Annotated in this window: 11 protein-coding genes; 5 read left to right on the top strand and 6 right to left on the bottom strand. The window is 72.2% G+C overall.

Features of this window, described 5'->3' with window-relative positions; genetic code table 11:
* Nucleotides 1-6: 6 nt before the first annotated feature.
* Complete coding sequence (locus tag MXD57_RS17095; RefSeq protein ID WP_250402322.1) at nt 7-1,701, bottom strand: bifunctional 3'-5' exonuclease/DNA polymerase; 1,695 nt, start codon at nt 1,699-1,701, stop codon at nt 7-9.
* An 81-nt stretch (nt 1,702-1,782) separates the two neighbouring features.
* On the bottom strand, nt 1,783-2,541 hold the full coding sequence (locus MXD57_RS17090) for a Clp protease N-terminal domain-containing protein (RefSeq protein ID WP_250402321.1): 759 nt from the start codon (nt 2,539-2,541) through the stop codon (nt 1,783-1,785).
* Between the two features lie 136 nt (nt 2,542-2,677).
* On the opposite strand from MXD57_RS17090, the gene MXD57_RS17085 reads away from it, so the two are divergent.
* The gene (locus MXD57_RS17085) at nt 2,678-3,784 is read left to right on the top strand and encodes a DUF2786 domain-containing protein (protein ID WP_250402320.1); all 1,107 of its coding nucleotides are present in this window, start codon (nt 2,678-2,680) and stop codon (nt 3,782-3,784) included.
* 35 nt (nt 3,785-3,819) lie between these two features.
* Here the strand turns inward: MXD57_RS17085 and MXD57_RS17080 are convergent, their stop codons facing one another.
* Together MXD57_RS17080 and MXD57_RS17075 are read right to left on the bottom strand one after the other, a co-directional pair.
* Entirely contained in the window at nt 3,820-4,335 is a 516-nt protein-coding gene (locus MXD57_RS17080; RefSeq protein ID WP_250402319.1) for a DUF4232 domain-containing protein, read from the bottom strand.
* An 81-nt stretch (nt 4,336-4,416) separates the two neighbouring features.
* On the bottom strand, nt 4,417-4,902 hold the full coding sequence (locus tag MXD57_RS17075; protein WP_250402318.1) for a hypothetical protein: 486 nt from the start codon (nt 4,900-4,902) through the stop codon (nt 4,417-4,419).
* A gap of 517 nt (nt 4,903-5,419) precedes the next feature.
* Here MXD57_RS17075 and MXD57_RS17070 point away from each other — a divergent pair.
* Nucleotides 5,420-5,689, top strand: a complete 270-nt coding sequence (locus tag MXD57_RS17070) for a DUF397 domain-containing protein (protein ID WP_374114712.1) — start codon at nt 5,420-5,422, stop codon at nt 5,687-5,689.
* A 79-nt stretch (nt 5,690-5,768) separates the two neighbouring features.
* On the opposite strand, the gene MXD57_RS17065 is transcribed toward MXD57_RS17070, so the two are convergent.
* A complete protein-coding gene (locus MXD57_RS17065) occupies nt 5,769-6,308 on the bottom strand; it encodes an ATP-binding protein (RefSeq protein ID WP_250402317.1) in 540 nt (179 codons plus the stop codon).
* A gap of 334 nt (nt 6,309-6,642) precedes the next feature.
* Here MXD57_RS17065 and MXD57_RS17060 point away from each other — a divergent pair, with 334 nt between their 5' ends.
* The 3 genes from MXD57_RS17060 (at nt 6,643) to MXD57_RS17050 (ending at nt 9,846) form a co-directional block, all read left to right on the top strand.
* Entirely contained in the window at nt 6,643-7,467 is an 825-nt protein-coding gene (locus tag MXD57_RS17060; RefSeq protein WP_250402347.1) for a helix-turn-helix domain-containing protein, read from the top strand.
* Between the two features lie 70 nt (nt 7,468-7,537).
* A complete protein-coding gene (locus tag MXD57_RS17055; RefSeq protein WP_250402316.1) occupies nt 7,538-8,998 on the top strand; it encodes an aldehyde dehydrogenase family protein in 1,461 nt (486 codons plus the stop codon).
* Nucleotides 8,999-9,306: 308 nt separating this feature from the next.
* Complete coding sequence (locus MXD57_RS17050) at nt 9,307-9,846, top strand: DinB family protein (RefSeq protein WP_250402315.1); 540 nt, start codon at nt 9,307-9,309, stop codon at nt 9,844-9,846.
* A 94-nt stretch (nt 9,847-9,940) separates the two neighbouring features.
* On the opposite strand, the gene MXD57_RS17045 is transcribed toward MXD57_RS17050, so the two are convergent.
* On the bottom strand, nt 9,941-11,344 hold the full coding sequence (locus MXD57_RS17045) for a glutamate decarboxylase (protein WP_250402314.1): 1,404 nt from the start codon (nt 11,342-11,344) through the stop codon (nt 9,941-9,943).
* Between the last annotated feature and the right edge of the window lie 6 nt (nt 11,345-11,350).

The raw sequence follows: 11,350 nt of genomic DNA, 5'->3' as shown, positions 1-11,350 counted from the left end.
CGGCCCTCACTTGGCGTCGGCGTAGCACTCCACCACCGCGGTCGTGAACGGGAAGCGCACCGGTGTCTCGCCGAAGGTCAGCCGCCCGGCGAGGAGCGAGGCCTCCCGGATCGCCTCGACGACCGCGGCGGCCTCGTCGGCGGGACAGTGCACGATGACCTCGTCGTGCTGGAAGAAGACCAGTTCGGCCTCGAGGTCCGCGCAGGCCCGGCGCAGCCCGGCGAGCAGCAGCAGGGCCCAGTCGGCGGCGCTGCCCTGCACGACGAAGTTGCGGGCGAAGCGGCCGCGCGCGCGGGAGTCGCCCGAGGCGTGACCCGGTCCCCAGCCGGGGCCGTCCGCCTGGTCCCCGGTGTCGTCGCCGACCGGGATGCCCGCCTCCTCGCCCGCGTCCTCGACCGGGCCGGCGGCGGGCGGGCAGGTGCGCCCCAGCCAGGTGCGGACGAGCCGGCCCTCCTCCCCGGCCCGTGCGGCCTCGTCGACGTAGGCCACGGCCACGGGGAAGCGGCGTCTGAGGGCGGCGAGGTTCTTCAGGCCGTCGCCGGAGGTCTGGCCGTACACCGCGCCGAGCACGGCGAGCTTGGCCTGGCTCCGGTCGCCGGAGAAGGCGCGGTCCGAGACGGATTGGTACAGGTCGCTCTCGCGCCCGGCCACCTCCATGAGGCCGGGGTCGCGGGAGACGGCCGCCAGGACGCGCGGCTCCATCTGGTCGGCGTCGGCCACGACCAGGCGCCAGCCGGGGTCGGCCACCACGGCCCGCCGGATCACCTTCGGGATCTGCAGGGCACCGCCGCCGTTGGTCACCCAGCGCCCGGTGACCGTGCCGCCGGCCAGGAACTCGGGGCGGAAGCGTCCGTCGCGCACCCAGTTCTGCAGCCAGGACCAGCCGTGCGCCACCCAGATGCGGTACAGCTTCTTGTACTCCAGCAGCGGCCGCACCGCCGGGTGGTCGACGGCGGCGAGCTCCCAGCGGCGGGTGGACCGCACCTTGACGCCGGCCCCGGCGAAGGCTCTGACCACGTCGGCGGGCAGGTCGGGGCGCACCCGGCGGCCGAAGGCGGCCGACACCTCCTCCGCCAGCTCGGCCAGGCGCCGCGGCTCGCCGCCGCCCGCGTACCGCTCGCCCAGCAGGTCGTGCAGGAGAGCGCGGTGGACCTCGGCGCTCCAGGGCAGGCCGGAGCGGTTCATCTCGGCGGCCACCAGCATCCCCGCCGACTCGGTGGCGGTCAGCAGCCGCATGCGGTCGGGGTGGGCGGTCCGCTCGTGCCGCCGCTGCTGCTCGGCGTAGACGGCGAGCAGGTCGGTGAGGGGCAGGCGGTGGCCGGCGGGCTCGAACAGCGGGGGCTGGGCGCCCGTGTCGGCCTGCCGCTGCGGTGGATCGGGCGGTACGGGGCCGCCGCGGAGGCGGGCCAGGGCGGCGGCGGCCGAGCGTGGCTCGCCGTGCCGGCCCTCGTGCCCGAGCAGGAGTGTCTCGGCGTCCTCGACGTCGTAGCACCGCTCCACTCGCACCCCCGTGGCGAGCAGACGCGGGTAGACGTCGGCGGTCGACCGCCACACCCAGCGCGTCACCTCCGGACGGCTCCGCACCGCCCCGGCGAGATCGCTCTCCCGCCGCACCGGACCGGCGGGCAACCCGTCGGGGCCGAGGGGGGCGACGTCCACGCCACCGTCCTCGGCCGCCGCGAGAGCCCACCGGCCGGACATGCACAGGAGTCTGGCAGGTGGCACTGACAATGGCCTTGACCTGCGGGTTCGTTCGGCGCAGCCGGATGTGTCCCCGCCGGGTCAGCCGGTCGCCGCCTCCGCCGCGTCGGCCGCCGCCCCTTGGTGCTCCAGCAGCGTCGCCAGCACCTTGTGGACGAACTCCCCGGTCGCCGTCTTGGTGATGCCGAGCCCGCTGAGGACGCCCGTGCCGTTCTCGTGCTCCAGCAGGGCCAGCAGGAGGTGCTCGGTGCCGATGTAGTCGTGGCCGAGCCGGAGGGCCTCGCGGAAGGTGAGTTCCAGGACCTTCTTGGCCTCCGGGCCGTAGGGGACGAGGTCGGGGGCGTTCTCCGCGGCCGGCGGGAGCGCGGCGGCCGCGCTCCGGCGCACCGTGTCCAGCGGGACTCCCTGTGCGGTGATCGCCTTCGCGGCCAGGCCCTCCGGTTCGGCCAGCAGACCGAGGACCAGGTGCTCGGGGCGGCCCTCGGCGTGGTGGGCGGCCACCGCCTCGTTGTGCGCGGACATGACCACGTTCCGCGCGCGGGGGGTGTACCGGCTGAAGCCCTGGCTGAGGTCGAGGTCGGCCGACTCCTTGGACACGAACCGCTTCTGTGCCGCCTGCCGGGTCACGCCCATGCTCCTGCCGATGTCGGTCCAGGAGGCGCCGGACCGGCGGGCCTGGTCCACGAAGTGGCCGATCAGGTGGTCGGCCACGTCACCGAGGTGATCGGCGGCGATCACCGCGTCCTGGAGCTGGTCGAGGGGTTCGGGATGCCCCCGCTTGATCGCCGCGATGAGGTCGTCGAGGCGTACGGATGCCGTGATGTTCGGATTGGTCGCCATGTGTCAACCGTAGGTTGCGCACTCACGAGCGTCAACTGATGGTTGACAGTCGATCGGCCCCTCTCGCCGACATGGTTGTCCACAGGGTGTGGACGGCCGCTGCCGGCTTCCGGTGCCCGCGTGGCACGATCGACGGGTGACCAGCACCGCCAGCACCGTCGAGCGGGCCTTCCGCGCCGCCCTGTACGAGGACAACGACGCCGGACTCGACACGGGTGCCTCCCTGCTCGCCGCCGACCCCGCCGCGGACACCGAGCTCGCGCGCCGGGGCGAGGAGTTCGTGGCCGCCGCCTGGCGGCGCGGCTGGCAGCCCGCCGATGTCGTGCGAGTGGTGCGGCGCGAGCTGGACGAGGTCCACCTGGCCCTCGCGTCCGGGCTGATACGGGCGCGGTCCGGGCAGGACCGCCCCCGCGGGCGCCGCTGGGCCGCCCAGTTGGCGGCCCTCCCGGAGCCCGCCGTACGAGCGGGCGACCGCTTCTCGCACGCCACCGCGGTGCTGGAGCTGTACCGCCTGCTGCTGCGCCTGCCGCCCCTGGAGGTCCTGGAGGAGCCCCGCCGTGATCCGGGCCCCGGCGCCTCGCGCATGCTCACCCGTATCCGCGCGCTGCTCGCCAAGGCCGAGGCGACCGGCTACCCCGAGGAGGCGGAGGCGCTCTCGGCCAAGGCGCAGGAGCTGATGGCCCGGCACAGCGTCGACGAGGCGCTGCTGGCGGCCGGGGCCCCCGCGCCGGACGCGCCCGGCGCCTGCCGCATCGGCGTGGAGCCGCCGTACGAGCAGGCCAAGGCGGTGCTGCTGGACGCGGTGGCCACCGCCAACCACTGCCGTGCGGTGTGGCACGAGGCCCTCTGCTTCTCCACGGTCGTCGGCTTCGAGGCGGACCTGGAGGCGGTCGAGCTGCTGCACACCTCGCTGCTCGTGCAGGCCCACCACGCGATGGCCGGGGCGGAGGCCGCGCAGCGCGCCGGCGGCCGCAAGCGCACCAGGACGTTCCGGCAGTCGTTCCTCGCGGCCTACGCGCACCGCGTGGGCGACCGCCTCGCGGCCGTGGCCGGAACCCAGGTGACCCAGGACCTGCTGCCGGTCCTCGCCACCCGGGAGACAGCCGTCACCCACCGTCTCGAGCGCATGTTCCCCGAGACCACCACGACCCGGCTGCGCGGGGTGAGCGACGAGGCGGGCTGGACGGAGGGCACGCGAGCGGCGGACCGGGCCAGCGTCAGGGCACGTCCCCGGCTCGGCTGACCCACCGGGGCCCGGCCCGCCGCACGACGCGGTGCTCAGTCCCCGACCTGCTGGAAGGCGCTGACGGAGGCGTCCGGTGCGTCCGCCGAGCCCTTGGTCGCGACGGGCCCGTAGGACCACCGGAAGCTCCGCGTGGTGTCCGTGCCGGGCAGGTTGATCTGCACCGAATCGGCCGCCAGTCCCGCCTTGCCGCCCGCCCCGCCGCGCACGTAGGTGATGGTGAAGGTCGCCGAGTCGCCCTTGGCGAGTTTCAGCTTCCGCGCCACGGCCCCCTCCTGCGCGGGCAGCCTCACCTCGCCGCCGTCGGCGCTCAGGGTGGCACCGGGGAAGTGGTCCAGGGTGCACGGCGTGCTCTGGTTGGTGATGCTGACGGGTACCTCGCCGGTGTCCCCGGCGGCCGGCGCCATGCTCGCCGAGCCGATCTGGACCGAGACGCCGCCGATCTCGCAGGCGGAACCGCTCTTGCCGTTCTCGCCGCCGCCGCCGTCGTCGCAGGCGGTCAGCAGGAGGGCGGCGGCGAGGGCGGTGACGGTGAGCGGAATGGCGCGCATGAGCAGGTCCCATCGAGGTCGTGACGGTCTCCTCGCATCATGGCGCCTGCGCCGGGGGCCCGCTCACGCACCCCGCCGAATTCACCGCTTCAGGTCCGTCGGCATCCCGGAGGGCAGCCTGCCGCCCTCGGCCTTGGTGTACGTCTCCTCGCCGAGCCCGCCGGACCAGGTCACCTTCATGGCGTTCCGGCCCGCCGGCTCGGCCATGCCGCTGGCCCGGGCCTTGCTGCCGTCGGTGCAGTTCAGATGGATCATCCGCATGCCCGACTCGCTGCCGGCGGTGCCACTGCACATGGCGCCGCCGGTGGCGAAGAGCCCGGCCTTCTCCCCGGTGATCACCAGGGCCACGATCGACCCCTTGGCGGTGGTGACCCAACTGCCCTGCAGTTCCCCGGACGCACCCGTGACCCGGCCCGCGGAGCTGCCGGACGCCGAGCCCGCCGTCGGCGCCGGGGCCGGTGCGGAGTCGTCCCCGGTGCCGCCCCCGCCGCACGCGGTCAGCGCGAGCGCGCCCACCAGACCCGCCGCCGCGGCCGCCGTCCGCACCCTTGCAGTCGCCGTCGTCACGTCAAGCTCCCAAGCTGTAGCGAACCGGCCGCCCCGGGGCCGTCGTCCCGCTCGGGACGGCGCGCCCCCGAACCGGAGGGACCGCAGCAAGTTACCAGCCGTTACGCCGAACACTTCCGGACGCCGTGCGGAAGACTCCGCCGGTTCGGCCCCGCCGTCCGGCCCGTCCCACGGGCCGGACCGCCGGACGAATCCCGGAACAGGAAGGGCGCGGCACGCGTCTGTATGGAGTGCGCGAGGGATTCGATCCGGACGCCCCGGCGCGAACGGTGGCACGGCAGAGCGCGAACGGGGGCCGGGGAGGGCATGTGCCGCCGTCTCCCGGACCGCTGCCGCAACCGCTCGGACGGGCGCCGGAACGGCCTCGGCGCAGCGGACGTCACAGCTGTAATCGCGGCGACACGCCTCGTGCACGTGCATCTGCTCATGCATCTGCACATGGACGAGGTTATGATCCGGGCAGTTGACCAAGACATCCATGGCCACACCAGCCAAGTGCACCACCGGGGAGCGATCTGTGGACCGCGACGTTGACGGCGTGTACGGGGAGTACGACGTGTACAACGGCATGGCTGCCACGCAGCTGGACGGAGTGGCCTGGCAGAAGAGCAGGCACAGCAACTCGCAGGGATCCTGCGTGGAGTTCGCGCGCCTGCCCGGTGGCGACGTGGCGGTGCGCAACTCGCGCTTCCCGGACGGGCCCGCGCTCGTCTACACGCGCGCGGAGATCGAGGCGATGCTCCTCGGGATCAAGGACGGCGAGTTCGACCACCTGATAGCCGGCTGAGGAGGATCAGCGGCCCGTGGGCCGGTGCCGACCCGGTGTACGCGCGTAGACACCCGGTGCGACGGGGCTCCGCGTCACCTCAGTCGGCCGGCCGGAGCCGGAACAGCGCCCAGACGACCTTGCCGCCGAGGGTTCCCGCGAACGGGTGCCACCCCCAGCCGTCGGCGAAGGAGTCGACCAGGAACAGCCCCCGGCCGGACTCGGCCGAGAAGTCGTCCGAGTCGCGCGGCACCGGCGTCTCGTCGCCGGGGTCGCGCACCGCGCACACCAGCCGCTCGGTCCAGCGCAGCAGGTGCAGGCGCACCACGGGGGACTGCGGGGTGCGGCCGCTGCCGGCCGGTGCCGGCCGTCCGGCCTCGCCGGACAAACGCTGGTGCGGGATGGGCAGGCCGTGCCGCAGGGCGTTGGTGACGAGTTCGGAGACGACGAGGCAGATGTCGTCGAAACGGTCGCCCACGTCCCACTGGTCCAGCGTGCGGCGGGTGAAGCGCCGGGCCTCGCCCACCGCCTCGTAACGGGCCGGAAGGGCGCAGGAGGCGGCATCGGAGACGGCTGCGGGGTCCAACGGCGGAAGGCCCTGCCGTAACGGCTTGAGCATGGTCGATCCATTCGTCCCCATGCGAGGCACTCCCGGGAATTCGCGGTCGTAGCGATGCAGCGGTGGCGCGGCACCATGGTTTCGGATGGGGGAGGCAGATGCAAGGGCAGATGCACGTGCACGTGACCGAAATGATCCTTCCCGTACCGCTTCTTGGCCATTTTTTCCGCCACATTGGATCGCGCGACTGCCAGAGGTCCGTACCTCTGCCGGCGAAAAGCGGCTGACCTCTTTCCGTTTCCGTAACCGGACGAGTACTGCTCGAAGTGTTTTAGTGGCAGACTGCGACACCTGAAGACGGTTGGGGAGGCTGGCGAACGTGAGCGCGGGAGAGCCCGGATCGGTGGTGCGGCGCATGCTGCTCGGCTCGCAACTCAGGCGGCTGCGTGAAGCTCGGGGGATCACGCGCGAGGCGGCGGGTTACTCGATCCGCGCGTCCGAGTCGAAGATCAGCCGGATGGAGTTGGGCCGGGTGAGCTTCAAGACCAGGGACGTCGAGGATCTGCTGACCCTGTACGGCATCAGTGACGAGGCGGAGCGCGAGTCGCTGCTCTCCCTCGCCCGGGAGGCCAACGTGGCCGGCTGGTGGCACAGTTACACCGACGTACTGCCGAGCTGGTTCCCCACCTATGTGGGCCTGGAGGGCGCCGCCTCGCTGATCCGGGTGTACGAGGTGCAGTTCGTGCACGGCCTGCTGCAGACCGAGGAGTACGCCCGCGCGGTGGTCCGGCGCGGCATGAAGGGCGCGAGCCCGGCCGACGTGGAGCGGCGGGTCGCACTGCGCCTGGAGCGGCAGAAGCACCTGCTCGCGGACGACGCCCCGGAGTTCCACATAGTCCTGGACGAGGCCGCCCTGCGCCGGCCCTACGGCGACCGCGACGTCACGCGCGGCCAGCTCCAGCACCTGATCGACATCTCGGAGCGCCCCAACGTCCGGCTCCAGGTGATGCCGTTCGGTTTCGGCGGGCACTCCGGCGAGAGCGGTGCCTTCACCATCCTCAGCTTCCCCGACGCGGACCTGTCCGACGTGGTCTACCTGGAGCAGCTCACCAGCGCCCTGTACCTGGACAAGCGCGAGGACGTGGCCCAGTACGAGCAGGCGCTCAAGGAGCTCCAGCAGGACAGCCCGGGACCGGACGAGAGCCGTGATCTTCTCCGGGGCCTCCTTCAACTCTCTTGAAACACAAGTACGATGACGTGTGATCAGACCGTGACGTGGCTCCTGTGTCTGCGACCGATTGAGGGATCACATGCCGTCCTACTTCAGCGACCTGGCCCAGCAGTACATCGACGGTGAGTGGCGCCCGGGCACCGGTTCCTGGGACGTCATCGACTTCAACCCGTACGACGACGAGAAGCTGGCCTCGATCACCGTGGCGACGGTCGACGAGGTCGACCAGGCCTACCGCAGCGCCGCCCGCGCCCAGAAGCAGTGGGCCGCGACCAACCCCTACGCCCGCCGTACGGTCTTCGAGCGGGCGCTGCGGCTGATCGAGGACCGCGAGCAGGAGATCGCCGACCTGATCGTCGCGGAGCTGGGCGGCACGCGGGTGAAGGCCGGCTTCGAGCTCCACCTCGCCAAGGAGTTCCTGCGCGAGGCGGTCAACCTGGCGCTGCGTCCCGAGGGCAGGATCCTGCCCTCCCCGGCCGACGGCAAGGAGAACCGCGTCTACCGGGTGCCGGTGGGCGTGGTGGGCGTGATCAGTCCGTTCAACTTCCCGTTCCTGCTGTCGATCAAGTCCGTGGCACCGGCCCTCGCGCTCGGCAACGGCGTGGTCCTCAAGCCGCACCAGAACACCCCGATCGCGGGCGGCACCCTGGTCGCGAAGATCTTCGAGGACGCGGGGCTGCCGGGCGGTCTGCTCAACGTCGTCGTCACCGACATAGCCGAGATCGGCGACGCGTTCATCGAGCACCCGGTCCCCAAGGTCATCTCCTTCACCGGCTCCGACAAGGTCGGCCGGCACGTCGCCACCGTCTGCGCCTCGCACTTCAAGCGCGCGGTGCTCGAACTGGGCGGCAACAGCGCCCTGGTGGTCCTGGACGACGCCGACATCGACTACGCGGTCGACGCCGCCGTCTTCAGCCGGTACGTGCACCAGGGCCAGGTCTGCATGGCGGCGAACCGGGTCCTGGTGGACCGCTCGGTGGCCGCGGAGTTCACCGAGAAGTTCGTCGCCAAGGTCCGGACGCTGAAGGTCGGCGACCCGCGCGATCCGCGGACGGTCATCGGCCCGGTGATCAACTCCCAGCAGGCGAGCGCCCTCTCGGGTGTCGTGGAGCAGGCGCTGGCCGAGGGCGCCACCGCCCTGGTGCGCGGCACCACCACCGGCAACCTGGTCGAGCCCAGCGTGCTCACCGACGTGCCCGCCGGTTCCGCCCTGCTCCAGCAGGAGGTCTTCGGCCCGGTCGTCTTCCTCGTCCCCTTCGACGGTGAGGACGAGGCGGTCCGGATCGTCAACGACACCCCGTACGGCCTCAGCGGTGCCGTCCACACGGGTGACATCGAGCGCGGAGTCGCGTTCGCCAAGCGCATCGACTCCGGCATGTTCCACGTGAACGACGGCACCGTGCACGACGAGCCGCTGGTCCCGTTCGGCGGCGAGAAGCACTCCGGCCTCGGCCGGCTGAACGGCGAGACGACCGTCGAGGCCTTCACCACGATCAAGTGGATCTCGGTGCAGCACGGCCGCAGCGGCTTCCCCTTCTAGTGCTGCGACCGGAAGGGTTCACCGGCTCGCGGCGTCCGGCACGGCACCTCGCCGCGTCGTGGCATCACCCGAGTACGTCCGGTACGCGGGCGATGCTCCGCCTTGCGTTGCACCGCACCGGACGCCGCGAGCCTTCCGGCAGACTTTTCCGGTCACAGCGCTGGCGCGACCCGGATCATCCCGCGCGCCGGGCCCTTGCGGACAGAAACCGACCGCAAGGGCCCGTAACTTCGTCGGTGTCAGGCAGCAGAACCTGCCGGGCGGAAGAACCTTGTCAGGCGACAGGACCCGATGAAAGGCGGCCGGTCATGGTCACACACGTGGCGGCGGAGACGCAGGGCGACGAGCGCGGGGCGCTGCTGGCGTTCCTCGAGGAGCAGCGGGGCGGTATCCGCCGGGCGCTGCTGGGGCTGACGGAGGAGCAGGCCCGCTCCCGGCCGAGCGCCAGTGAGCTGTCCCTCGGCGGTCTGCTCAAGCATGTCGCCGAGGTCGAGCAGGGCTGGCTGGCCCGCGCCCGGCAGGAGCCGCCGGAGGTCCACCGCGACCAGTCGAACTGGCACGAGTGCTTCCGGCTCACCGACGACGAGACGGTGGCCGGTCAGCTCGCGTACTGGGAGCGGGTGGCCGGCGAGACGGAGAAGTACATCCGGTCCGCGCCCAGCCTCGACGACACCTTCCCGCTGCCGCCCGACCCCTGGTTCCCGCCGGAGGGCCGGGTCTCGCTGCGCTGGCTGTGCCTGCACCTGATCCGCGAGACCGCCCGGCACGCCGGCCACGCCGACATCATCCGGGAGTCCCTGGACGGGAAGACCGCCTTCGAGCTGGTGGCCCTGGAACGGCGGGGCTGAGCCGCGGCCCCGGTGCCGTGACCGGAGGGGCCCACCGGCTCTCGGCGTCCGGCGGACCTTCCCGGTCACGGCCCCGCCTAGGTCACGGCCCCGCCTAGTGGTGGAAGCTCGTGGCCGCGTCCCGGTCCTCGGTGAGGGGGTGCGGCTGCCGGCGCAGTTCGGGCAGCAGGCGGGTCAGGTCGTCCATGAACAGGTCGCCCAGGTCGTGGGAGAAGCCGTTGCGGCACACGACCCGCAGCACCGCCAGGTCCTCGCGGTTCGGCGGGAAGGTGTAGGCGGGCAGCAGCCAGCCGTGCTCGCGCATCCGCCGGGAGACGTCGAACACGTCGAAGGGCAGGCCGTCCCGGGTGGTGAAGGCGAACACCGGCAGCTCGTCCCCGCGCGTCAGCAGCCGGAAGTCGCCGAGCGCCTCGATCTTCCCGGCGAGCGCGCACGCCACGTCCCGCGTGGTCTGCTGCACCGCCCGGTAGCCGTCGCGCCCCAGCCGCAGGAAGGTGTAGTACTGCGCGACGACCTGGGCTCCGGGGCGGGAGAAGTTCAGGGCGAACGTCGGCATGTCGCCGCCCAGGTAGTTCACCCGGAAGACCAGCTCCTCGGGCAGCGCCTCCTTGTCCCGCCACAGGGCCCAGCCGACACCCGGGTAGACCAGGCCGTACTTGTGCCCGGACGTGTTGATCGACGCCACCCGCGGCAGCCGGAAGTCCCACACCAGGTCCTCGTCGAGGAACGGCGCGATCATCGCCCCGGACGCGCCGTCCACGTGCACCGGGACGTCCAGCCCGGTGCGCTCCTGGAGCGCGTCCAGGGCGTCGCACAGCTCCGCGATCGGCTCGTACGACCCGTCGAAGGTGGAGCCGAGGATGCCGACGACACCGATGGTGTTCTCGTCGCACAGCTCGGCCGCCGCCCGCGGGTCCAGATGGAACCGCTCTCCCTCCATCGGCACCAGCCGGGCCTCCACCTCCCAGAAGTTGCAGAACTTCTCCCAGCAGACCTGGACGTTGACGCCCATGACCAGGTTCGGGCGCGCCCCCGGGTAGCGGTCGCCGTTGCGCTGGGCCCAGCGGCGCTTGAGCGCCATCCCGGCCAGCATGCAGGCCTCGCTGGAGCCCGTGGTCGAACAGCCCACCGCGGCCGACGGGTCCGGGGCGTTCCACAGGTCGGCGAGCATCGCCACGCACCGCCGCTCCAGCTCGGCCGTGCGCGGGTACTCGTCCTTGTCGATCATGTTCTTGTCCCGGCACTCACTCATCAGCACCCCGGCCTGCGGCTCCATCCAGGTGGTGACGAAGGTGGCCAGGTTCAGCCGCGCGTTGCCGTCCAGCATCAGCTCGTCGTGCACCACCTGGTACGCCGTGGACGGCGGCAGCGGGGTGTCGGGGAGCCGGTGCGTGGGCGGGGCCTCGGTCATCCCGCCGACCGGATTGGCCTCGCTGTAGAACGGGTTGACCGACATCAGGCGCTCTTCGTGCTTCTCCGGACCTTTGTGCAGGGCCATGACATG

Origin of the sequence: Streptomyces cellostaticus (assembly GCF_023630175.1) — a bacterium.
Taxonomy (GTDB): Bacteria; Actinomycetota; Actinomycetes; order Streptomycetales; family Streptomycetaceae; genus Streptomyces; species Streptomyces cellostaticus_A.
Note: the sequence above shows the minus strand (reverse complement) of the source record. Positions and strands in the feature narration are given on the sequence as shown.